Consider the following 23,026-nt stretch of genomic DNA (forward strand, 5'->3'; position numbering starts at 1 on the left):
CTGCGACCTGATCCAAACGACAGACCTAGACCCGCCGCAGCCGCAGGGCGAAGAAGGCGAGTCCGAGGCCGAGGCCGATCAGCACCAGGCCGCTGCCCAGCGGCAGGATGCGCAGGACCGGTCCGACGGGGCGGTCGGCGCGCGCGGCGGCGGCCTCCCGTACGGGCTGCTCCGTCGGGTCGGAGGGCTCGGGGGCGGCTTCCCGGGACTCCTCGGGCACGGCGGTGGCCTCACCGGCGCCGCGCTCCTCCTCGGGGTCCTGCGGCCGTCCCGGCCGCTCCCGCCCCTCGCCGGCCCGGCTCCCGGCCCGCGAGGGCTCGCCTGCGGGGGACGGGGCGGAGGGAGCGGCGAGGGCGCCTCCACCCGGGTCGTCGTACGACGGGACGGACTGGACAGCTCCGTACGAGACGCCTGCCCCGTACGGTGAGACGACCGCACCCGCCCCCAGGGCGACCACCAGTCCCGTCGCCCGCAGTGCGCGTTGCCATGGAGTCACGTTGGTGACCCCCTCCCGCCGTGCCCGGTAGGGCAAGATCGGCAAGTTCGGTCAGATCGAGGCCATCAGCCTCACACCGCCCCACACGTCCGGCACTCCGGGTTCGGCCGACAGACGGAATCGCACCTGGCCGCCGCACCGACCCGGGAGCCGGATTCACCCTTTGGTGAGCAACCCCGGGCCCGGCCCGCACGTCTCCTCCAACACGGTGGATCAGCCTCCCGCGGGGGCACCACGAAGGTGAGGTGCAGGCGTGCGAGACAATGGCGGCATGGAGATGCCGAGGAACGAAAGGTCGCCGGAGAACCCGCAGATCCTGGTCGTGGGCCAGGACGGCATGGCGCTCAGCGGCGGCGGTGGTGACGAGGACTCCCGCGAGACCCCGGTCACGGAACAGGTGGAGCAGCCCGCGAAGGTCATGCGGATCGGCAGCATGATCAAGCAGCTTCTGGAGGAAGTGCGCGCGGCTCCCCTGGACGAGGCCAGCCGGGTCCGGCTCAAGGAGATCCACGCCAGCTCGGTGAAGGAGCTGGAGGACGGTCTGGCGCCCGAGCTGGTCGAGGAGCTGGAGCGGCTCTCGCTGCCCTTCACGGACGAGACGACCCCGAGCGACGCGGAGCTGCGCATCGCGCAGGCCCAGCTGGTCGGCTGGCTGGAGGGTCTCTTCCACGGGATCCAGACCACGCTGTTCGCCCAGCAGATGGCGGCCCGCGCCCAGCTGGAGCAGATGCGCCGCGCCCTCCCGCCGGGCGTCGGGCATGACGGCCTCGACGAGCAGCCTCCGGGCGGCCGTTCGGCCGGCCGCACGGGCGGGCCGTACCTGTAGCGCGACCGCGCACCGGCCATGCGAAAGGGCCCGGCAGCCTCGGCTGCCGGGCCCTTCGCGCGGGCGGGTCAGGCCGGCGGGTTGCCCGTGGAGACGCCGAGCACGATCTCGGGCATGCTCTTCGGGTCCACGTCGGTGTCGGCGGGCGGGAACTGGTTCATGACCGTGCCGTCGCCGTAGGTGTTCTCGTCGACGTTGTTGATCTTCTTTCCCCAGCCGGCCGCCTGGAGGCAGGCCTTGACCGAGGTGATGTCCTTGAACTTGAAGTTGGGCATCCGGATCTTGTCGGGGTCGTTGTACGACTCCTGCGGTTCCGTGCACATCTCCGTGTCGATCGTCTTCGCGGTGTCCGGCCCGCGGTAGCCCGGCTTCGTGGCGGCCGAGGCCGACGCACTCGCGCTGCTGCCCCCACCGCCCTGGTCGTCCTCGCCGCCGTTGTTCATCAGCAAGGCCGCGATCAGACCGCCGACCGCGACAACGGACACCACGATCGAGCCGATGATCACCGGCTTGTTGCTCTTGCCGCCGCCCGCGGAGACCTGCGCGGTCTGCGGCGAGAGGTTGTACGGAGGCGGGGTCGACGGACCCGGCTGCGGCGAGTACGCGGCGGGGGACAGCGTCTGGTAGCCGCCCTGCTGCGGGTAGCCGTAGGCCGGGGACGGCGCCGCCGGGGCGGGCGTGCCGTACGGGTTCGGGGGCGGGGTCGGCTGGTACGGCGTCTGCACCTGGCCCGACGGCGCCGGGGTCGCCTGGTCGACCGGCGGGAACACGGCCGAGCCGACGCCCGCGCCGCTCGGGGCCTGCGTGCCCGGCACGATGCTCGGCGGGGCGGCCTGGAAGGACGACGCCACGCGCAGGCACTCGTCACGCATGGCCTCGGCGCTGGGGAAGCGCTCGTTCGGGTTCTTCTTCAGCGCGCGGGCGATCAGCGCGTCCACCGCCGGGGGCAGCGCCCGGTTGACCGAGGACGGAACCGGCGGCTCCTCCTGGACGTGCGCATACGCTATGGCCAGCGGCGAGTCCGCGTCGAACGGCAGCCGCCCGGTGACCAGTTGGAACAGCATGATGCCGACCGAGTACAGGTCGGAGCGGGCGTCCACACCGCGGCCGAGGGCCTGTTCCGGCGAGAGGTACTGCGGGGTGCCGACGACCATGCCGGTCTGCGTCATCGACGTCACCCCGGACTGCATGGCGCGGGCGATGCCGAAGTCCATGACCTTGACCACGCCGCGCTTGGTCATCATCACGTTGCCCGGCTTGATGTCCCGGTGGACCAGCCCCATCTCGTGGCTGATCTCCAGCGCGGCGAGCACGTCCGCGGTGATCTTCAGCGCCTTGTCGGCGGGCATCGCGCCCTGCTGCCGCACGTCCTCGTCGAGCACCGAGCCGAGCGGGCGGCCCTCGACGTACTCCATGACGATGTACGGCGTCGTCATGCCGTCGAGGGTGTCCTCGCCGGTGTCGAAGACCGAGACGATGTTGGTGTGCGTGAGCTTGGCCACGGACTGGGCCTCGCGGCGGAAGCGCTCGCGGAAGGCCTGTTCCCGACCGAGATCGGTGTGAAGTGTCTTGATCGCGACCTGCCGGTCGAGCACGCTGTCGTACGCGAGGTGCACCGATGCCATGCCACCCTGGCCGAGCAGATCACGCAGCTGGTAGCGGCCATTGGCGAGCGCCCGCCCCGTGTGCTGGCCCTGTGCGCCGTCCTGGCTCATGTTCCGTTTCCCCCGTAGCCCTTGAGGCGCCGCCGACTGTCGCTGATCCGACGCTGATCCGCGCGATCCGCGTTGATCCAAACCGCCATTCCCGGCCAAGTCTGCCCCAGGGCACTGACACGTCAAGCTCGGTGCCCGTTCCGTGACCGTACGCGAAAGAAGCGTCGCGGAAGCGTTACAGGGGACGTCCCGCCGGTCCACAGAATTTGCACGACAGTACGGAGTAAAGGTTTCATGACCCGTCCGTCCCGTGCCGGTCCTGGCACCCCGTCTCGGACCGGCGGCTTGCGCGGAGGCTGTAGCGTGGCCGACGGAGACCGTAACAACACCGCGCGCACCGCGGGCAGAAACGACGGCGAGGACTGATGGCACAGCAGCAGCGCGCTCAGGGCCCGTCCGAACCCGAGGCGACTGGCGGCGGCATGTCGGACGCGCCGGAGTCCTGGGGTAACGGCGGGCTGGTCGGGGACGGCCGGTACCGGCTGACCCACAGACTCGGCCGGGGCGGCATGGCCGAGGTGTTCGCCGCCGAGGACGTCCGCCTCGGGCGCACCGTCGCTGTCAAGCTGCTCCGTTCCGACCTCGCCGAGGACCCGGTGTCCAAGGCGCGCTTCACGCGCGAGGCCCAGTCGGTCGCCGGTCTCAACCACCACGCGATCGTCGCCGTGTACGACTCCGGCGAGGATGTCGTCGGCGGCCAGTCCGTGCCCTACATCGTCATGGAGCTGGTCGAGGGCCGCACGATCCGCGACCTGCTGCTGAACGCCGAGGCGCCGGGCCCCGAGCAGGCCCTGATCATCGTCTCGGGCGTCCTGGAGGCGCTCGCCTATTCGCACCAGCACGGCATCGTGCACCGCGACATCAAGCCGGCCAACGTCATCATCACGCACAACGGCGCCGTGAAGGTGATGGACTTCGGCATCGCCCGCGCCCTGCACGGCGCGCAGTCGACGATGACGCAGACTGGCATGGTCATGGGCACGCCGCAGTACCTGTCGCCCGAGCAGGCGCTCGGCAAGGCCGTCGACCACCGCTCCGACCTGTACGCGACGGGCTGTCTGCTCTACGAACTGCTCTCGCTGCGCCCGCCGTTCACCGGCGAGACCCCGCTGTCGGTGGTCTACCAGCACGTCCAGGACATCCCGACGCCTCCCTCCGAGGCCTCCGACGCCTGTCCGCCCGAGCTTGACGGCTTGGTCATGCGCTCCCTCGCCAAGGAGCCGGACGACCGTTTCCAGACGGCCGAGGAGATGCGCGGGCTGGTCCAGTACGCGCTCCAGATGCTCTACGACCAGGGCGGCCACACCGGCACCTGGAACACCGGCCCGGTCGACACGCACGACGGCCGCCACACCCCGTCGGGCGGTTTCGCCGGCACGGCCGTGATGGGCCACCCCGGGGACGCCTCCGGCACCGCGCAGATCCCGTCGCCGATCCTGCCCGCCGGCTACGGCGGCGGTGACGACGGCGGCTTCGAGGGCCACGGCAACAAGGGCGGCGGCCGCGGCAAGCTGTGGATCCTCGCCGTGCTCGCGGTGATCGCCGTCGCGGCGGGTGTCGCCCTGGCGCTGCAGAACACCGGCGACGGCAAGGGCGGTCGCGACGTCAAGGAGTCGCCGACCACCTCGCAGACGACCGAGAAGAAGACGCCCAGCGAGACGCCGAGCGACGAGGTGACCGACAAGCCGACCGACACGTCCACGGACGACGGCACCGGCACGAGCTCCGGCGGCGGCGAGTGGACGCCGTCGTACACCCCGTCCTACACGCCGTCGCAGAGCGCGCCCGAGACGCCCACCGGCCAGCCGTCGGACGCGCCGACCTCCGCGGAACCGACCGGCGGGGAGCCGACGGGCGAGCCGCCCTCGGACCCGGCGACGCCGCCGGATGACACGGGCGGCACCGACGCGGGCGGCGCGACCGGTGTCGCCGGAGGCGGCGCGGGCGGCGACGGCGGCTGACCCGCGGCCGGCTCCCCGAAGGGGAACGCCGGGACGAAACGGATGATCCACGCGCGCGTGGGACCCGGAAACGGGCTCCACGCGCGCGTGCTGTTTCGCCGCGCCGGAAAGTGGACTCTTCCCGTGACGTGGGTCACCGGGTTAACGTGCGGTTGCTCCGGCCTCCTGCAAGGCTGTGACCAGGGCCCCTTCCACACCTTCCCGATTTACTTGGATATCCAAGCAAAATCCCAGGTCAGAGGGGGTTTCACAGAAATGTGATGCACTGGGTAACGTGCCTTTTGCAGGGCGCTCGCCGGGGCACCTGTCACGCCTGTTCCCGGCCGAGTGGCACCCACCCCGTGCCCCGGTGGTCGAGAACAGGTGAGCCGCACTGGCCTACCGGCAACCCCGGGGGCCGGACCGACGGAGGAGCACACGTGACCGTGGAGAGCACTGCCGCGCGCACACCGCGACGCAGCGCCGGAAGCAAGGCCGGCACCACCGGCACCAAGCGCACCACCCGCACAACTGCCAAGAAGGACGCCGGCGCCGAGCCCCAGCTCGTGCAGCTCCTGACGCCCGAGGGCAAGCGGGTCAAGAACGCCGAGTACGACAAGTACGTCGCCGGTGTCACCCCGGAAGAGCTCCGCGGTCTGTACCGCGACATGGTGCTCACCCGCCGCTTCGACGCCGAGGCGACCTCCCTGCAGCGCCAGGGCGAGCTGGGCCTGTGGGCCTCGCTGCTCGGCCAGGAGGCCGCCCAGATCGGCTCCGGACGGGCCCTGCGCGACGATGACTACGTCTTCCCCACCTACCGCGAGCACGGTGTCGCCTGGTGCCGCGGCGTGGACCCGACCAACCTGCTCGGCATGTTCCGCGGCGTGAACAACGGCGGCTGGGACCCGAACGGCAACAACTTCCAGCTCTACACGATCGTCATCGGCTCCCAGACGCTGCACGCCACCGGCTACGCCATGGGCATCGCCAAGGACGGCGCGGACAGCGCGGTGATCGCCTACTTCGGCGACGGCGCCTCCAGCCAGGGCGACGTGGCCGAATCGTTCACCTTCTCCGCGGTCTACAACGCCCCCGTCGTGTTCTTCTGCCAGAACAACCAGTGGGCCATCTCCGAGCCGACCGAGAAGCAGTCCCGCGTGCCGATCTACCAGCGCGCGCAGGGCTTCGGCTTCCCGGGCGTCCGCGTGGACGGCAACGACGTGCTCGGCTGCCTCGCGGTCACCCGGTGGGCCCTGGAGCGGGCCCGCGCCGGCGAGGGCCCGACCCTCGTCGAGGCGTTCACCTACCGCATGGGCGCCCACACCACCTCCGACGACCCGACCCGGTACCGGGGCGACGAGGAGCGCCAGGCCTGGGAGGCCAAGGACCCGATCCTGCGCCTCCGCCGCTATCTGGAGGCCTCAAACCACGCGGACGAGGGATTCTTCGCGGAACTGGAGGCCGAGTCCGAGGCGTTGGGCAAACGAGTGCGCGAGGCGGTCCGTGCCATGCCGGACCCGGACCACTTCGCCATCTTCGAGAACGTCTATGCGGACGGACACGCGCTCGTCGACGAGGAGCGCGCCCAGTTCGCCGCGTACCAGGCGTCCTTCGCCGACGAGGGGGGTAACTGAGATGGCCGACAAGATGGCTCTGGCCAAGGCGATCAACGAGTCGCTGCGCCGCGCCCTGGACTCCGACCCCAAGGTCCTGATCATGGGCGAGGACGTCGGCAAGCTCGGCGGTGTCTTCCGTGTGACGGACGGCCTGCAGAAGGACTTCGGCGAGAGCCGCGTCATCGACACCCCGCTGGCCGAGTCGGGGATCGTCGGCACGGCCATCGGCCTGGCCCTGCGCGGTTACCGCCCGGTGGTGGAGATCCAGTTCGACGGCTTCGTCTTCCCGGCCTACGACCAGATCGTCACGCAGCTCGCCAAGATGCACGCCCGCTCGCTGGGCAAAGTCAAGCTCCCGGTCGTCGTGCGCATCCCCTACGGCGGCGGCATCGGCGCGGTGGAGCACCACTCGGAGTCCCCCGAGTCGCTGTTCGCGCATGTGGCGGGCCTGAAGGTGGTCAGCCCCTCGAACGCGTCGGACGCGTACTGGATGATGCAGCAGGCCATCCAGAGCGACGACCCGGTGATCTTCTTCGAGCCCAAGCGCCGCTACTGGGACAAGGGCGAGGTCAACCCGGAGGCGATCCCGGGCCCGCTGCACAAGGCCCAGGTGGTCCGCGAGGGCACCGACCTCACCCTCGCCGCCTACGGCCCGATGGTGAAGCTCTGCCAGGAGGTCGCCGACGCGGCCGCCGAGGAGGGCAGGAACCTGGAGGTTCTCGACCTGCGCTCGGTCTCCCCGATCGACTTCGACTCGATCCAGGCGTCGGTGGAGAAGACGCGCCGCCTGGTCGTCGTCCACGAGGCACCGGTGTTCTTCGGCTCGGGCGCGGAGATCGCCGCGCGGATCACGGAGCGCTGCTTCTACCACCTGGAGGCCCCGGTGCTCCGGGTCGGCGGCTACCACGCGCCGTACCCGCCGGCCCGCCTGGAGGAGGAGTACCTGCCGAACCTGGACCGGGTGCTGGATGCCGTCGACCGCTCGCTGGCGTACTGAGGAGAGGGTCGTGACGACGATGACGGAAGCGTCCGTGCGCGAGTTCAAGATGCCCGACGTGGGCGAGGGGCTCACGGAGGCGGAGATCCTCAAGTGGTACGTCCAGCCCGGTGACACGGTCACGGACGGCCAGGTGGTGTGCGAGGTCGAGACGGCGAAGGCGGCCGTCGAGCTGCCCATCCCGTACGACGGCGTGGTCCGGGCGCTGCACTTCCCGGAGGGCACCACGGTCGACGTGGGCACGGCGATCATCGCGGTCGACGTGAGCGGAGGGGCCGCCCCCGCGGCCGACCAGCCCGCGCCCGCCGCCGAGCAGCCTGCGGCCGGGCAGCCGGCAGCGCCCCGGTCGGCGGAGGAGCCGAAGGCGGAGGGCTCCGGCCGCCAGCCGGTCCTGGTCGGCTACGGGGTGGCGACGTCGTCCACCCGCCGCCGTCCTCGCAAGGGCCCCGAGGTCCCGGTGCAGCAGGCCTCGACGGCGATCCAGACGGAGCTGAACGGCCACGGGGCCGCGACCCCGGCCGCCCCCGCCGGCCTGGAACGTCCCCTCGCCAAGCCGCCGGTCCGCAAGCTGGCCAAGGACCTGGGCGTCGATCTGACGACGGTGGTCCCGACCGGCCCGGACGGCATCATCACCCGCGAGGACGTGCATGCGGCGGTGGCTCGAGCGCAGGCACCGCGGCAGGAGGCCCCCGTGGCTGCCGCCCCTGCGCCCGCGCCGGCAGCGGTGTCGTACGACACCGCCCGCGAGACCCGAATCCCGGTCAAGGGCGTCCGCAAGGCGACGGCGGCGGCGATGGTCGGCTCGGCGTTCACCGCGCCGCATGTCACGGAGTTCGTGACGGTCGACGTGACGCGCACGATGAAGCTGGTCGAGGAGCTGAAGCAGGACAAGGAGTTCGCGGGCCTGCGCGTGAACCCCCTCCTGCTGATCGCCAAGGCGCTGCTCGTCGCGATCAAGCGGAACCCGGACATCAACGCGTCCTGGGACGAGGCGGCCCAGGAGATCGTGGTCAAGCACTACGTGAACCTGGGCATCGCGGCCGCGACCCCGCGCGGCCTGATCGTGCCGAACATCAAGGACGCCCACGCCAAGACGCTGCCGCAGCTGGCCGAGTCGCTGGGCGAGCTGGTGTCGACCGCCAGGGACGGCAAGACGTCCCCGGCGGCCATGCAGGGCGGCACGGTGACGATCACCAACGTCGGCGTCTTCGGCGTCGACACGGGCACGCCGCTCCTCAACCCCGGCGAGTCCGCGATCCTCGCGGTCGGTGCGATCAAGCTCCAGCCGTGGGTCCACAAGGGCAAGGTGAAGCCCCGTCAGGTCACCACCCTGGCCCTGTCGTTCGACCACCGCCTGGTCGACGGGGAGCTGGGCTCGAAGGTCCTGGCGGACGTGGCGGCGATCCTGGAGCAGCCGAAGCGCCTGATCACCTGGGCGTGAGCCGGGCGCGGCGGCCCCCTGCCCACTGGGCGGGGGGCCGCCGCGGCGTATTGGGGGCCAGTGGGCTGTGCATTATGGCCCGAGCTGGACCTCGGGTCGGCAATGCGCCAGCAGGGGGCATCACGTCGGGTGGCTGGGTAACGGCTGCCGTATCGCCGAGGCCAGTTGGGTGACCTTCGGGTCATTCGCTCGTTCTTCTGGGGATCGGACGAACTATCGAGAGGGGGTGCCTTATGAGCCAAGGCGCCTTGGCCAAGCGTCAGTTCGGTCACCGTGCCCGGCTTGTGCTGTCGCCTGCCGAGGTGCCGGTGGCCGAGGCCCAGGCGCACGCGGCCCGCACGATGTGGAACCTGCTGCACGCCTGGTGGCAGATGATGCCGAAGGACAAGCGGACCCTTGCGCAGGCGGACGACGCGGTACGCCAGGCCCGCAAGGACCTCGACTTTCTCGCTGTCCTGCCCGCGCAGGCCGCGCAGGCGGTGCTGAAGACATACGTCCAGGCATGGAAGAACTGCTGGCAGGGACGGGCGGACGCCCCGAACTTCAAGGGCCGGTTCCGGTCCTTTATGAGCGTGGACATTCCGCAGGGCCGGGATCTGAACATCAAGCGCGTGCACCGCCGCTGGGGCATGGTCAATCTGCCCAGGATCGGCCGCATCCGGTTCCGCTGGACCAAAGACCTCCCCATCGGAAAGCACGCGAGCACCGAGAACCGGATCTCCGGAGCCCGGCTCATCAAGAATGCGCTCGGCTGGCACATCGCCTTCCGCGTGACGACTCTGGAACCCAAGCCCGAGCCCCACCGGGGCGGGGAAGTCGGCATCGACGTGGGCGTCACAGTCCCTCTCGCGGTCAAGTCGGCTCGGGGCACTGTCGAAGAGCCGGCTAGGAACGTCGCGCAGAAAGCCGGGCTGAACCGGTCCATCGCCGCCGAGGCGTGGGGCCGCACGGTCACGATGCTGACGTACAAGACCGCCCGGTACGGCGGCTCCCTGGTCAAGGTCCCTGGCCCTGGCACCTCCCAGCGCTGCTCAGCCTGCGGCGTCACCACTGCGGGCAGCCGGGAGTCTCAGGCCGTGTTCGTATGTAAGAACCCGGACTGCGGCTGGTCGGGCAACGCCGACCACAACGCGGCACGGAACATCCTGCACCTGTACCGGATCGGCCTCGTGGCCTTCCCGGCTGCTGGAAGAGCAGTCGTCAGGCGCGCTCGCCGCGTCAAGCCTCCCACCGTAAGGTAGGGCGGAATCTCCCCCGTTCAAGAGGGGAGAGAGCTTCAACAGACCGTCAACAGCGACCCGTGCCTCGGACTTCGACTACGTCGCCGGGCGCTGGAGCGCCGTCAGCGCACGGCTGCGTGACGAGCGAAAGGGGGCTCACCGCCATCCGCGGTGAGCCCCCTTCGTGGTGCCCGTCCTGCTTGCGCTACTTCGCGAAGCCGAAATTCATCAGCTTCGTGGCGTCCGACTTCCGCGTGTCCTTGTCGGTCGAGGCGAGGACCGTGCCGATGACCGTCTTGCCGTTGCGGGTGGCGGCGAAGACCAGGCAGAACCCGGCCTCCGGGCCGGAGCCGGTCTTCACACCGATCGCGCCCGAGTAGCTCGCGAGCAGCGGGTTGGTGTTCTCCCACGGGGCCATCGTCCGCGTGCCGCCGGACTTCGTGGTCGTCTTCGCCGTGTACTTCTTCGTCTTGACGACCGTGCGGAACATGGAGTTCTTCATCGCGCTGCTGGCGAGCTTCGTCAGATCGCGCGGTGTCGAGTAGTTGGCGCCCTTGCCGATGCCGTCGAACGAGTCGAAGTGGGTGTTCTTCAGACCCAGGTCCTTGGCGGTGGTGTTCATCTTGCCGATGAACGACTTCACGCGCGCCGCCCGCGTCGAGCCCGAGCCGAACTTGTCGGCGAGCGCGTACGCCGCGTCGCACCCGGACGGCAGCATCAGCCCGTACAGCAGCTGGCGGACGGTGACCTTGTCGCCGACGATCAGCTTGGCGTTCGACGCCCAGTTGTTGTCGACGATGTAGTCGCTGTACGCCTTCTGGATCGTGACCTTGCTGTCCAGGTTGAGCTTCGGCTGCTTCAGCACCACCAGGGCCGTCATGATCTTGGTGGTCGAGCCGGTGGAGCGGCGAGTGTCGGCCGCCTTGGTGTAGAGGGACTTGCCGGTCGCGTTGTTCATCACGTAACCGCCCTTGGCGGTGATCGTGGGCGCCGTGGCGGCCTGCGCCGGCGCGACGGTGAGGGCTCCGGTCGCGAGCATGGCGCCGGTGGTCACGGCGGCGGCCACGGCTCTGCGGAGGCGGGTGCCCTGAATGGCGGTTATCAAGTGAAGTACCCCGATTGCGTCGAATGCCCCAACGATGCGGCCGAGTTGAGGACGAGGGGAAAGGGGCCGCACGTGTCTCACTCGTAACTAGCACACGTGGTCGTGTCGTTGCCGAGCGGGACCCCCTCTTTGCCACAGATGTGTGACATTCAGGTCCGCATACTGGACGAATGCATCCATGCGTCCCTGTTGTATCTATGCTGTCGGCATGACCCTGGCCGTGAAGCAACCTCCCGCCGCCGACCGTGTCTACGCCCACGTAAAACAGGGCGTCCTGGAGCGCCGTTACGAGGGCGGGACCCTGCTCACCGAGGGCGAGCTCGCCGAGGCCGTCGGGGTCTCGCGCACGCCGGTGCGCGAGGCGCTGCTCCGGCTGGAGGCCGAGGGGCTGATCCGGCTCTACCCGAAGAAGGGCGCCCTCGTCCTGCCCGTCTCCGCCCAGGAGATCGCCGACGTCGTGGAGACACGGCTGCTCGTCGAGGAGCACGCGGCGCGCAAGGCCGTGCCCGCGCCCCCCGGGCTCATCGAGCGCCTGGAGGAGCTGCTGGCCCGGCAGAAGCGGCAGGCCGCCGAAGGAGATCTCGCCGGGGCCGCCGTCACCGACCGCTGCTTCCACGCCGAGATCGTCCGCAGCGGCGGCAACGAGATCCTCTCCCGGCTCTACGACCAGCTGCGCGACCGCCAGCTGCGGATGGGCGTCGCCGTCATGCACTCCCACCCCGACCGGATCGCCAAGACCCTCGCCGAGCACGAGGAGATCCTCGACGCGCTGCGCACCGGGGACGCCGAGGCGGCCGTCGGACTGGTCCACCGGCACATCGGCTGGTTCTCGCACCTGGCCCGGGGGGAGGTCCGATGAGCAGCACGACGCTGCCGGGCGACCCGCCGGGCGGCCGGCGCGCCCTGGCCGTCTGGGGCATCGGCGTCTCGGTCTACTTCGTCGCGGTCATCTTCCGCACGTCCCTGGGCGTCGCCGGCCTCGACGCGGCCGACCGCTTCCACGTCAACGCCTCCGCCCTGTCCACGTTCTCCATCCTCCAGCTGCTGGTCTACGCGGGCATGCAGATACCCGTCGGCCTGCTCGTCGACCGGCTCGGCACCAAGAAGGTGCTCGCCCTCGGGGCGGTGCTGTTCACGGCCGGGCAGCTGGGCTTCGCGTTCTCCCCCTCGTACGGCATGGCGCTCGCCTCCCGGGCGCTGCTCGGCTGCGGTGACGCGCTGACGTTCATCAGCGTGCTGCGGCTCGGCACGCGGTGGTTCCCCGCCCGGCGCGGTCCGCTCGTCGCCCAGTTCGCGGGGCTCGTGGGCATGGCGGGCAACCTCGTCTCCACGCTCGTCCTGGCCCGGCTGCTGCACGGCGTCGGCTGGACGCCGGCCTTCGCGGGCAGCGCGGTCGCCGGGGCCGTGGTGTTCGTCCTGGTGCTGCTGTTCCTGAAGGACCACCCGGAGGGCCACGAGCCGGAGCCGCTCCCGCACCAGGGCGCGGCCTACGTACGGCGGCAGATCGCCGCCGCCTGGCGGGAGCCGGGCACCCGGCTCGGACTGTGGGTGCACTTCACGACCCAGTTCCCGGCCATGGTGTTCCTGCTGCTGTGGGGCATGCCGTTCCTCGTCGAAGCACAGGGACTGTCCCGGGCCACGGCCGGCGAACTCCTCACCCTGGTCGTGCTGTCGAACATGGTCGTCGGCCTGTTCTACGGGCAGGTCGTCGCCCGGCACCACGGGGCGCGGCTGCCGCTCGCGCTCGGCACGGTCGGGACGACGGCGGCCCTGTGGGCGGCGACGCTGGCCTACCCGGCCCCGCACGCCCCGATGTGGCTGCTGATCGTGCTGTGCGCGGTGCTCGGGGCCTGCGGGCCCGCCTCGATGCTCGGCTTCGACTTCGCCCGCCCGGCGAACCCGCCCGAGCGGCAGGGCACGGCCTCCGGCATCACCAACATGGGCGGCTTTGTGGCCTCCATGACCACGCTGTTCGCGGTCGGGGTGCTGCTGGACGCCACCGGCGACGACTACACCGTGGCCTTCTCGGCGGTGTTCGTCCTCCAGGCGCTCGGGGTCACGCAGATCCTGCGGCTGCGCAAGCAGGCGGCCCGGCGCGAGCGGGAGCGGCTGGTGGCGAGCCGGGTGGAGACGGTGCACGTGCCGGCGTAGGTCAACGGGCCGCTACCGGTACGAGGGTGAGGTACGCCAGGCCGAGAACGCCGCGGTAGGTGAGCCAGGCGGCTCGGTGGCGGTCGGCGCGCTCCCGGGTCTCGGCGGCCTGGGGGTGGCCGGGGTGCCGGGCGAGCCACACCTCGGTGTCCGCGAGGTACGCCGACTCGAACTCCTCCCATTCGTCGAGGCTCGCGGTCTCCGTCCACTCCGGCCGGAACCCCGCGTCGACGGCCAGGGCGACGAGGGTGGCGAGGTCGGGGTGGTCGGTGGCCTTCGCCTCCGGCCACATGCGGGTCAGCTCGGCCTCGGTCGGGGTGCGCTGCCAGAAGCCTTCGCCGAGGAGGACACGGCCGTGGTCGGTGACGAGCCTGCGGAGTTCTGCGAGAGCTTGGGGCAGTCGGCTGCCGAGGGCTTGGCTCGCGCCTACGCACAGGACGAGGTCGGCGGGGCCGTGGGGGGTGCCGGTGGCGGACTCTTCGAGGAAAAGGACTCGGGTCGTGAGGCCCCGTGCCTCGGCTGCCTTCCGGCCTCGATCCAGGTCCTCGGTGTTGATGTCGATGCCGGTGCCGGTGGCGTCCGGGGTGGCGGCGAGGATGCGGAGCATGAGCTCGCCCCAGCCGCAGCCGATGTCCAGCACCGTAGTGGGGATGTGGCGGGTGAGGCGTTGTACGAGGGCGTCCGCCCGGGTCTCGGACAGCGGGCCGTGGAAGGTCAGCCGGGTGTGGCGGGGTGGGGTCATGCCGGGGACGCTACGGCGGGGGGTGGGGCGGCGGCACGGGGTTTTCCGGTGCTGGGTGCTGATGCCGGGGCCGGGTGGGTGCGCAGCCCGGCGGAGCGGGGTGCCGCTGCGCCCCAACGCGCCGCCCAGGCTGACCAGTCCGTTGTTCGACCGGCGCACCTGTCTTGCCTGTGCTCGCCTCCCGAGTCCCGTGGGCTTGTGCCATGCTGGCGAGGCAGGAGCAAGGGGGACGGGTCGGAGTGGCCAAGGGACGCGCGCTGGTGGTAGGGGTGGGCACCTTCCGTTCCGCTGTGGCTTCGGGGGACGAGCCTGCGATCGGCGGCGAGGCGTGGGGTGCGCTGGACTTCGTCCACAAGGTCCTTCCCGAGGTGCAACAAGCCCTGCAACACGTCGGATACACCGTCGACGTCGTGCGCGACCCCGACCTGACCGAGCTGAGGTCGGCGACTTCCCGCGCCTTGGACGGCGACCACAGAATCCTGCATGTCATGTCTCATGGAATGGCAGGACGGGGCCGTGACCCCAACCGGCTCGACATGATCGCGTCGGACTCGCGCACCGGCCTCGGTTCGAACGTCGCGGACTGGGTCTCTGCGGCGCAGGCGTCGGGAAAGCCGACGCTGTTTCTGCTCGACCTGTGCCGGTCCGGAGTCGCTGCCCGGCTCCCCTTCATGGTGCAGCTGGCCGGGCGGGACACGTACGCCTGGGTCATCGCGGCAGCCGGTGGTTCAGAAGACGCTTTCGATGGTCGATTCAGCCAAGCGGTGGCGGAAATACTGGAGGAGTCCTCGCGCACGGGCCTGGGGACCAGCCCAACCCAGCCATTCGTGTCCTTCTCCTTGTTGGCGAGGCGGATCGGCGAACGGCTCAGCCGCATGCCCGGATTGCCGCAAACCATTCATGCCACACCACTGGACCCCAGCCATCCGGAACCCGAACTGCCCTTTTTGCCCAATCCGCTGTATGTCTGGGACCCTTCGCTCGCCGCGCGCAGTGCTGTGGACGGTCCGCTGCGGGCCTTCGTGGACGAGCCGACCGCGCTGCGGCCGCAGGACTCAGCGCATTTCGCGAACAAGGCGGGCCGTCACTTCACCGGGCGGCGCAGCCAACTCGCACTCCTCGCTCCATGGCTCGACGGCGTTGGAACGGCCGGCCTCTGTCTGGTCACCGGGCAGCCGGGCACAGGTAAGTCGGCGTTGATCGGCGCAGTCGTCGGCGCGGCCCATCCCACACTGGTCGAGGCCGCTCCGCACATCCGCGCCCGCCTGCAGACCGATCCGGCCGGCTGCCCCTCCATCAACCGCTCCATGGCCGCGGTGCACGCACGGCAGCGGGAACTGGACGACCTGGTGACATCACTGGCCCGGCAGCTGCGTTTCGATCAGCCGTCCGATGGCTGGTCCCCGCAGGCACTCGTGGAAGCTGTCACCGCTTCCGACGTGCCGCCCACGGTTGTACTGGACGCTTTGGACGAGGCCATCGAGCCCGGGCGAGTCACGGACGAACTGCTGCTTCCGTTGGCCTGCTCGCGTCGACCGGACGGCGAGGCCATCTGCCGGCTGCTCGTCGGGGCGCGCCCGTGGGGAGAGTTCGCAGCGTTGCAGCGTGCCGCCGCGGACGGTGGTCTGCTGGTCGACCTGAACGTGGCCGATCCACTGGAACTACGACAGGACCTGCGCGACTACCTGGCCATTTCGCTCGCGGACATCGACGGCTACGCCTCCGGCCGCCATCGTGCGGCTCGCGAGCGACTCGCGACCGCGACCGCCGACAGTCTCATCGAAGCCTCGGACCAGGAGTGGGGGGCGTTCCTGGTCGCCAGCGTCTTCGTGCGCTACTTGGCCGCCGTGCCCACTCCTGCCACGGAATCCGAAGCTGAACTGCTTGGGCGGACGGTTCCCCATCACCTGCACGCCGTCTTCGACCTGGACCTGCGCGCCCGCCCGAACTCCACAGCCGCCCGGGCACTGCTGTCGGCCTTCGCCTTCGCCAAAGGTGACGGCATGCCGACCGAGCTGGCCATTCCGCTGGCCGAGTCGCTGGTCCCCGGCGTCACGAGCCCCGAACTGCAAGAAGCACTCAGCGACGTTCTGTTCTATCTACGCACCGATGTCGAACAGGACGGTACTGCCCTGTATCGACCATTTCACCAGGGGTTGGCCGACTATCTGGTGGCGGAGAGCAGGGACTCGACGGATGCCGTGCCAGTCGAGCGCCTGGTTCTCGACGTTCTTCTCAGCTGCGCCGGCCAGAAGTCGGGAACGTCCCTCGCAGCATGGTCGACGGCTCCGCCGTATCTGCTCCGGCACGCGGTCCAGCACGCGCGGGACTGCAATCGTCAGGACGAGCTCTTCACCGATGCCGAGTTCCTCGTCCATGCTGATCCGGCCAGTGTCATACCGGCCCTGGCCACGGCGGAGACAGACACCGGACGACTCGCTGTTGCCGTCTACCGTGCCTCTTCCGGTGCCCATCGCCATGCCGACGCCCGCGTTCGGCGACAGCTGCTCGCCATCGACGCGGCCCGATATGGCGATCGCGCCCTGCTCGGCCGGCTCAATTCCGGAGCGCCATCGGAGGCGTGGCTGCCCCGATGGGCGACCGGCTCCCAGGTCGACAGTGCCCTGCTCGACACTCTGACGGGGCACGCTGACGCGGTGACGAGTGTCGCGGTCACGGGCACGACGTCTGCGCAACGCGTCGCCGTGACCGCTGGGGATGACGGAACCATTCGGTTATGGGATCTCGCCTCGCGGCAGCTCCTGAAGACGCTGCGCTATGAACAAGCTGCCGGTATCACGGCCGTGCTCTGTCTGACAGCACCGGGAATGCACCACGTCGTCGCGGTAGACCAGGCAGATCGCCTTCAGGTCTGGGACACGGTCTCCGGCACGCTTGTCGACACACCTCACGACACGGGTCAGGAACGGATCCTGGGGTTGTCCGCCATGGAAGCGGACCACGGAGCAGTCATCGCGGCAGCGGGCGAAAGCAGTTTGGGCTTCTATGCCGTACGTCTTCGGAGCACCGGGCACAAAGTCTTCAAAATCGTGGAGCGTGACCTTGCTTGCACCGCGGTCTCCTGCACACGCCTGGGCGACCGCAGGGTTGTCGTGGTCGCCACGCGGAACTCCGGCATCCAAATCTGGGACGTCGACACAACTCAGTTGAGTGCAGCCCCCTTCGGTGTGCGACTCAGCGCCCCGACGGCGGTGGCCTGCACCGTTCTCGACCAGAGGCCGGTGGCCGTTGTCGCCACTCGGCAGTCGGGCATCTGGGTGTGGGATCTGACCAGCCGACAGGTTGTGGGCCGGCCCTTCGCCGACAAACTCGGCGCCGCCACGTCTGTGACCTGCACTGTGGTGAGGGGCCGCCCCGTAGCGGTGACCACCAGCGATGACGGCACTGTCAGACGATGGGATCTGCGGACACGGACCGCCATCGGTGACGCCTTCGTCGGTCACACCGACTGGGTCCGTGCTGCTGCCGTGACCACGGTTCGGGACACTGTCGTGCCCGGCTCCCCTGACGTCGATCAGTTGATTGCTCTCTCGGTGAGCGATGACAGCACGGTGCGGATATGGGACATGGCCCCACGGTCTCCCGTCGGACGCCCCGTCACGGGACACCGCTCCCCTGTCCAAGCGGTGGCTGCAACTGCCATCGGACAGAGGGTGATCGCCCTCACTGCGGCGGAGGACGACCCGGTACAGATGTGGGGCATGGAGCACGGAGATCACATGGGAGGGCTCGCCGGATATCCGGCGCGTGCTCTGATCTGCACGCGGCTCGGCAGGCTCCCCGCTCGAGTGGGCGAGGTCGCCGTGACCTCGGGGGCTTCCCGTGACATCTGGTACTGGAACTTGGCCACGCGTCGGCTGATGGGCCGAATGAGTATGCGACACGACCGCGCCACCACTGGTATGGCGGTGACCCGGATTCGCGAGCGAACCGTGCTGTTGAGCTGCACCCGTGGTGGCGAGATACGCGCATGGGACCTCGAGAACCGCGTGGCGTTGAGTCGTGCGGTCCCAGGCCACCGCGGTGCCGCCACGGGGTTGGCCCCTGTGGATGTGCACGGCCGACCGCATGCGGTCACCTGCGGCGACGACGGGACCGTCCGTCTGTGGGACCTGACCTTCCGTGTGCCGAGGCACGTGGCGGTCCTGCGAGGCCATACCGGCGGTGTCACCGGCGTGGCCTGCACCGAAGTCGGACGTCTCCCCGTCGCGGTCAGCACAGGTTACGACCGAACGGTCCGGGTGTGGGACCTCACCACCGGGCGCCAACTCGGAGATGCGCTCCGCGGCCACGAGGGTGGTGTTCTGGCCGTGGTGTGTGCGGTCGTACGAGGCCGGCCGGTCGCCCTCACCTCGGGCGAGGACAGCACCGTACGCCTGTGGGATCTTGAACATCGCACCGTGGAGATGCTGGCTCTGCCCATGCCGGCCAACGCACTGACCGTCGCGCCGGATGGTTCTCTGATCATCGGATGCGGCCCCGAAGTCATCGTCATGAAGCGGCGGGAGACCTGATGAAGCGCATCGTCGGCGTCCATGGAGTCGGGCAGCACAGGCCGGGTCTCCTCGTCCCTCGCGCGGCGAACGAGCTCGAAGAGGCATGGCTCAAGGCTCTCGCTCGCGGGGCTGCGTCTGCACAAGCGCCAGAGCTGTCGGTCGTCTACTACGCCGACCTGCTGCGCATACCGGGACGTCAAGGGGGAGCCTTGAGCCTGGACGACCTCGAGCCTGCGGAGGAGGAGCTGGTCCGGGAATGGCTGCGAGAACTGAACGTCCCCGCAGGTGTCTCGGCGGGACGGGCAACCGGTTTTCTTCGGCAGTCCTTGGCCTGGCTGGCCCGAAGCCGAGGCATAGGGGCTCCGGCAACCGAGTGGTTCGTGAGCACCTTCTTCCGAGAAGTACACACCTACCTTCAGGGCTTCGACGGCTCCGCACGCTTTCGGGTGCGGGCGAGGATCGCGGAGACAGTGGCGGCGCGACGCCCGGACATCGTCATAGCCCATTCACTCGGTTCCGTTGCCGCCTACGAGGCGTTGTGGGCCTATCCACACCTCAAGGTCGATCTGCTGATCACGCTGGGATCTCCGCTTGCCCTGCCCCATGCGGTCTTCGACCGTCTGGAACCAGGACCGGTCAACGGCAGGGGCCGGCGGCCCCCGGGCGTAAGGCGGTGGGTGAACCTCGCCGACGCCGGCGACCTCGTGGCGATCCCGCCCGGCGGAGTCGAGGCCATGTTCGATGGCGTCGACTCCGAGCGCTCCGGCACCGTGGCGATCCACACGTTCGACTTCCACCTCGTCGCCAACTATCTCGCGTCGTCAAGGGTGGCCGACCTGCTCGGCCCCGGCCCCACGTGAGTCGCGGGCAAGGGGCGAGCGAAACTCCTCACGCCCGCTGTTGCGGGCCGTCCCAGCCCCAGTTACGCCACCGAAGGGCATTACCGCGCGGACCCTGTCTCCTCAGCGCGATCACCTCCCGGCTGAGGCCCACCAGGATCGTGTCGGCAACGGCATCCAAGGCTTTGATCGTGCCTGGGAGGGACAGCCGGGTGACCGGCGACCAGCGGTCGACGTCCCACACGCGCATGTCGCCGTCACTGCTTCCGGTGATCGCTACGGCACTCCCCCCGAAATCGGTGCTCGCGGCCGCCCGCACGGCGTGGGCATGCCCCTCACCGAGCACACTGCTGCGGTCGGCGATGCTCCAGAATCGTATGGATCCGTCAAGGCCGCCGACGATGAGGGGATGGCTGCCCGACCGGGCACAGGCGAGCGCGCCCACCGGCGCACCATTGTCGAGGGGAGGCGCGAAGGGGAGACCGCTGACAAGGTGCCAGGACTTGATGACGCCATCGCGTCCTGCGGACACCGCGACAGGTTCTCCTTCCGCCGTTGTACAGGCCAGGGCGGCCACGGGACCTGGATGAGCACCGGTGATCCAAGCAATGGGTGCTCCTGAATCCAGCCAGTTGATGTGGACGCTGCCGTCAACACCGCCGGCCACGACGACGTGGCGGCCGCCCACCTGGGCGCAGGCGAGCTTGCGGACCGGAGCCGCGACCGAGATCACGCGGGCCGCCTCCTCGGTGGGTTCGAGGTCCCAGACGTCGAGCCGACCCGCGAACCCGCCACTCACGACGACACAACGGCCGTCGATGTGGGTGGACGCCAATGCCCGTACCGTTTCGGACCGCCGCTCCAACGGCCAGGGCCGCCTGCGCGTTCCATTGACTTGCCACAGGGCGACGCAGTTGTCGATGTCGGCGATCAGCGCCACGACATCACCGTCCTGCGCTGTCGCGATCAGCGACCGGACGGTCCCGCTCGGGGGCAGGGGTGCGACCCGGTAGGGCTGCCAGGACTCCTTGCCCATGGCGGATCGCAAGGACCGCAGGACTGTGGCGTCACCGCCCTGCGCCACCGTCATGGTCAGAAGGAAGCGACGAGCTTCAGGAGTACTGGGGCGCCTCCCTGCGAAGGCGTCCGCATAGATGGCGGTCATGCCTCTCGCAGTTCCGCCGAGGACATAGGGAAGTACCTGGTCCGGGTCCGCGTGGATCAGGAAATCCGTGTCTTCCAGCAGCGCCTTCACGATCTCGCCGTCAGCCGTTGCCGCGTGGCTGAGGACGTGTCGCAACACATAGGGGCCGGCGGTGGCCCACGAACGCGAACCGGTCAGCGCGTCGCTCCCCACCAAGCCGCTGTTCAGCAGGCGGTCGATGATGGCCGACGCGTCTGAGCACCGGGCCTCGGCGGATCCGGGCTCTGAGGCACCGCACAGGTAGTCGGCAAGCCCTTGATGGAAGAGGCGGTACAGGGAGGTACCGTCCGAGTCGACCGTCGTCCGCGTGTAGAACCGGCACTCGCTCACCAGCTTCTGGAGTCCCTCCACGGGTCCTCGGTGGAAGAGGGGTACCAGCACGGAGGCGACCTCCACGGGCATGCCGTCCCCCTGAGCGTGTGCCAACGCCGTGAGTACGGCACGCATCGCGCCGGGGTCGGCGCGCGAGGCCAGATCCAGTTCCAGGAGACCTGGAAGGTCTGTGGGTACCGAGTTGGCCAGGCGTGATGCCTCTTGTTCGGTCTTCGCGACCGGCAGCTTCTCCAGGGAGCGAGCGAAGATCGTGGCTACGAGGAAGGCACCGAAGGGTGCGTCGGCGGTTTCCCGAATCAGACGAGCAGCGACAACAGAGGCGAGCTTGTCGCGTACCGAACGAGCCGTCCTGGGCCGGTATGCCGGTAAGTCGGCGAATCTGCTGGCCAGGTGAGCAGTCAAGTCGGCCTGCAGTTCAGCGCTGCCCACCGCGCCGAGATCGATGAGTCCGTTGTGTGAAGCAGCCAGATCGTAGAGATCACGCAGGTTGGACCACGGCCGCATCCCGATGAGAAGCCAGCAGATGGGCTGGCCTTTGCGGGGGTGTTTCGGCCCGTACTTGGCTGTGGCGAGCTTCAGCAGTAGGTCCTTGGCGAGCGATGCGGAATCCACTGCCTCGTCCAAGGCGTCGAGCACGATCACCGGTCTTTCGCCGAGTTTCGAAAGCGCACTGATGAGCGCGTCCGCATTCCAGCCGTGGGGTGGTTCACTGAGTCTGAGCTGATCGGCGATGGAGGCGATGACCTCCCTGAGGCGGCGCTGGCGGGCGTGCACGGCAGCCATGTGCGAGACGACGGAAGGGCAACCGTCCGGTTCCTGAGCCTGCAGGCGCATGCGGACATACGGAATGACTTCGGCCAGTCGAGGGTGCGCGCTGCATACGACCGCGCCCAGGAGAGCCGACTTCCCGACGCCTGGGCTGCCTGTGACGACCGCCAGACCGTGCGACGTCTCGTCGTCGAGCCAGCCCGCCAGCTTCCGCAACTGTGGGCGGCGTCCGGCGAAGTGCGTTCCCGCACGGTCCACGAAATGCTCCGTGTCCGGGGCGCCCTGGTCCAGAAGGTCGTCCATGAAGGGGCGGATCGCCGCGGCAACGCTTTCCTTTGCCGCCTGCAGAGGGTCCTCCCGATAGTTCGGGTTCGGGAAGAACGGGAGGAGCGGATCGTCCAGACCTTGATCGAGCGGTGTGGCAACCACGGTCTGCGGGATTCCCGGCATCGCCTCGACTCGCTGACGGATACGCCGGGCCACCACGGAGAACGCGACGTAAGGGCGGGTCGTACTCGTGCCCAGCCCCGTCCGCGCGAGTTCGTCGAGGACCTCGGCAGTCGCCAGGCTGAATCGGCCGTCGTACGCCTCCTCGTCCGACGCCGCTGCCGCGATCACCCATGCATAGGTGTCGCGGCCGGCATGCTGCAGGAGGAAGGGAAGGCGGGCGGAACGTCCGGAGCGGCACAGATCCAGGAGAAAGAGAGTCGGGTAGCGCATCGTCTGCGCCGTGGACACCCATTCACTGACGTTGGTGCCCATACCGATCGTGGAACAGGACGGTACGGCGTCGACTCTCGTCGGATCACCCAGTCCGTCCGTGGCCCCGTGAGTGACGGCGTAGACCACCCGGCACACGCCGAGAGAAGTCTCGACGGCGTCGCGCATGGCCCGGACGTCGGGGTTTCTGTGGCAGTCGGCCTGGTATCCGAGCTGACGCAGGGACCGGGTGACCGATGGCAGCACCTCACCGACGAATTCGAGGGGATCCCAGCTTCCCGCACCGGGTGGCGGTTCTTCCCCCGGCTGCAGAGGCGATGCGAAGCGGCCGACCCCGAGCAGCAGTGCCCTCATGTCGTCCATCGCCCCTCCGAGCACTCCCGACCCCGCGCATGG

Annotated in this window: 15 protein-coding genes; 10 read left to right on the plus strand and 5 right to left on the minus strand. The window is 69.5% G+C overall.

The window, feature by feature from the left end:
• Positions 1 to 25: 25 nt before the first annotated feature.
• Positions 26 to 496 (minus strand): hypothetical protein, encoded by a 471-nt coding sequence (locus ACIBL4_RS25150; RefSeq protein WP_399413741.1) that lies wholly within the window; start codon positions 494 to 496, stop codon positions 26 to 28.
• 271 nt (positions 497 to 767) lie between these two features.
• Here ACIBL4_RS25150 and ACIBL4_RS25155 point away from each other — a divergent pair, with 271 nt between their 5' ends.
• Positions 768 to 1,322 (plus strand): bacterial proteasome activator family protein, encoded by a 555-nt coding sequence (locus ACIBL4_RS25155; RefSeq protein ID WP_356927287.1) that lies wholly within the window; start codon positions 768 to 770, stop codon positions 1,320 to 1,322.
• Positions 1,323 to 1,390: 68 nt separating this feature from the next.
• On the opposite strand, the gene ACIBL4_RS25160 is transcribed toward ACIBL4_RS25155, so the two are convergent.
• Positions 1,391 to 3,037, minus strand: a complete 1,647-nt coding sequence (locus ACIBL4_RS25160) for a protein kinase (protein ID WP_399413743.1) — start codon at positions 3,035 to 3,037, stop codon at positions 1,391 to 1,393.
• A 365-nt stretch (positions 3,038 to 3,402) separates the two neighbouring features.
• Between ACIBL4_RS25160 and ACIBL4_RS25165 the strand changes: the two genes are divergently transcribed.
• The 5 genes from ACIBL4_RS25165 to ACIBL4_RS25185 all read left to right on the plus strand — a co-directional run bounded on the left by ACIBL4_RS25165 (position 3,403) and on the right by ACIBL4_RS25185 (position 10,272).
• On the plus strand, positions 3,403 to 4,998 hold the full coding sequence (locus ACIBL4_RS25165) for a protein kinase (RefSeq protein ID WP_399413745.1): 1,596 nt from the start codon (positions 3,403 to 3,405) through the stop codon (positions 4,996 to 4,998).
• Between the two features lie 419 nt (positions 4,999 to 5,417).
• On the plus strand, positions 5,418 to 6,611 hold the full coding sequence (gene pdhA, locus ACIBL4_RS25170) for a pyruvate dehydrogenase (acetyl-transferring) E1 component subunit alpha (protein WP_356927244.1): 1,194 nt from the start codon (positions 5,418 to 5,420) through the stop codon (positions 6,609 to 6,611).
• 1 nt (position 6,612) lies between these two features.
• Positions 6,613 to 7,590, plus strand: a complete 978-nt coding sequence (locus ACIBL4_RS25175; protein WP_086562480.1) for an alpha-ketoacid dehydrogenase subunit beta — start codon at positions 6,613 to 6,615, stop codon at positions 7,588 to 7,590.
• A 10-nt stretch (positions 7,591 to 7,600) separates the two neighbouring features.
• On the plus strand, positions 7,601 to 9,031 hold the full coding sequence (locus ACIBL4_RS25180) for a dihydrolipoamide acetyltransferase family protein (protein ID WP_399413748.1): 1,431 nt from the start codon (positions 7,601 to 7,603) through the stop codon (positions 9,029 to 9,031).
• Between the two features lie 233 nt (positions 9,032 to 9,264).
• On the plus strand, positions 9,265 to 10,272 hold the full coding sequence (locus ACIBL4_RS25185; RefSeq protein ID WP_399413750.1) for an RNA-guided endonuclease InsQ/TnpB family protein: 1,008 nt from the start codon (positions 9,265 to 9,267) through the stop codon (positions 10,270 to 10,272).
• A gap of 184 nt (positions 10,273 to 10,456) precedes the next feature.
• Here the strand turns inward: ACIBL4_RS25185 and ACIBL4_RS25190 are convergent, their stop codons facing one another.
• A complete protein-coding gene (locus tag ACIBL4_RS25190; protein WP_399413752.1) occupies positions 10,457 to 11,356 on the minus strand; it encodes a D-alanyl-D-alanine carboxypeptidase family protein in 900 nt (299 codons plus the stop codon).
• 208 nt (positions 11,357 to 11,564) lie between these two features.
• Between ACIBL4_RS25190 and ACIBL4_RS25195 the strand changes: the two genes are divergently transcribed.
• Both ACIBL4_RS25195 and ACIBL4_RS25200 read left to right on the plus strand, forming a co-directional pair.
• Positions 11,565 to 12,215: a GntR family transcriptional regulator gene (locus ACIBL4_RS25195; protein ID WP_399413754.1), complete on the plus strand. Its 651-nt coding sequence runs from the start codon at positions 11,565 to 11,567 to the stop codon at positions 12,213 to 12,215.
• Complete coding sequence (locus ACIBL4_RS25200) at positions 12,212 to 13,507, plus strand: nitrate/nitrite transporter (protein ID WP_399413756.1); 1,296 nt, start codon at positions 12,212 to 12,214, stop codon at positions 13,505 to 13,507. Before ACIBL4_RS25195 ends, ACIBL4_RS25200 begins: the two co-directional genes overlap by 4 nt.
• 1 nt (position 13,508) lies before the next feature.
• Here ACIBL4_RS25200 and ACIBL4_RS25205 read toward each other — a convergent pair whose 3' ends face one another.
• Positions 13,509 to 14,249, minus strand: a complete 741-nt coding sequence (locus ACIBL4_RS25205; protein ID WP_399413758.1) for an SAM-dependent methyltransferase — start codon at positions 14,247 to 14,249, stop codon at positions 13,509 to 13,511.
• A gap of 239 nt (positions 14,250 to 14,488) precedes the next feature.
• On the opposite strand from ACIBL4_RS25205, the gene ACIBL4_RS25210 reads away from it, so the two are divergent.
• Entirely contained in the window at positions 14,489 to 18,784 is a 4,296-nt protein-coding gene (locus ACIBL4_RS25210; RefSeq protein ID WP_399413760.1) for a caspase family protein, read from the plus strand.
• Positions 18,784 to 19,626 (plus strand): hypothetical protein, encoded by an 843-nt coding sequence (locus ACIBL4_RS25215; RefSeq protein WP_399413762.1) that lies wholly within the window; start codon positions 18,784 to 18,786, stop codon positions 19,624 to 19,626. The genes ACIBL4_RS25210 and ACIBL4_RS25215 overlap by 1 nt, the downstream gene beginning before the upstream one ends.
• A 28-nt stretch (positions 19,627 to 19,654) precedes the next feature.
• Here ACIBL4_RS25215 and ACIBL4_RS25220 read toward each other — a convergent pair whose 3' ends face one another.
• Positions 19,655 to 22,993 (minus strand): AAA family ATPase, encoded by a 3,339-nt coding sequence (locus ACIBL4_RS25220; RefSeq protein WP_399413764.1) that lies wholly within the window; start codon positions 22,991 to 22,993, stop codon positions 19,655 to 19,657.
• Positions 22,994 to 23,026 lie beyond the last annotated feature (33 nt).

Source organism: Streptomyces sp. NPDC050416 (assembly GCF_044458845.1).
Taxonomy (GTDB): domain Bacteria; phylum Actinomycetota; class Actinomycetes; order Streptomycetales; family Streptomycetaceae; genus Streptomyces.

Bases quoted from the DNA above. Each gene is read 5' to 3' on its own strand.
- ACIBL4_RS25155 (WP_356927287.1), top strand. From the start codon at position 768: ATGGAGATGCCGAGGAACGAAAGGTCGCCGGAGAACCCGCAGATCCTG.
- ACIBL4_RS25160 (WP_399413743.1), bottom strand. From the start codon at position 3,037: ATGAGCCAGGACGGCGCACAGGGCCAGCACACGGGGCGGGCGCTCGCC.
- ACIBL4_RS25165 (WP_399413745.1), top strand. From the start codon at position 3,403: ATGGCACAGCAGCAGCGCGCTCAGGGCCCGTCCGAACCCGAGGCGACT.
- ACIBL4_RS25175 (WP_086562480.1), top strand. From the start codon at position 6,613: ATGGCCGACAAGATGGCTCTGGCCAAGGCGATCAACGAGTCGCTGCGC.
- ACIBL4_RS25185 (WP_399413750.1), top strand. From the start codon at position 9,265: ATGAGCCAAGGCGCCTTGGCCAAGCGTCAGTTCGGTCACCGTGCCCGG.
- ACIBL4_RS25195 (WP_399413754.1), top strand. From the start codon at position 11,565: ATGACCCTGGCCGTGAAGCAACCTCCCGCCGCCGACCGTGTCTACGCC.
- ACIBL4_RS25200 (WP_399413756.1), top strand. From the start codon at position 12,212: ATGAGCAGCACGACGCTGCCGGGCGACCCGCCGGGCGGCCGGCGCGCC.
- ACIBL4_RS25205 (WP_399413758.1), bottom strand. From the start codon at position 14,249: ATGACCCCACCCCGCCACACCCGGCTGACCTTCCACGGCCCGCTGTCC.
- ACIBL4_RS25215 (WP_399413762.1), top strand. From the start codon at position 18,784: ATGAAGCGCATCGTCGGCGTCCATGGAGTCGGGCAGCACAGGCCGGGT.
- ACIBL4_RS25220 (WP_399413764.1), bottom strand. From the start codon at position 22,993: ATGGACGACATGAGGGCACTGCTGCTCGGGGTCGGCCGCTTCGCATCG.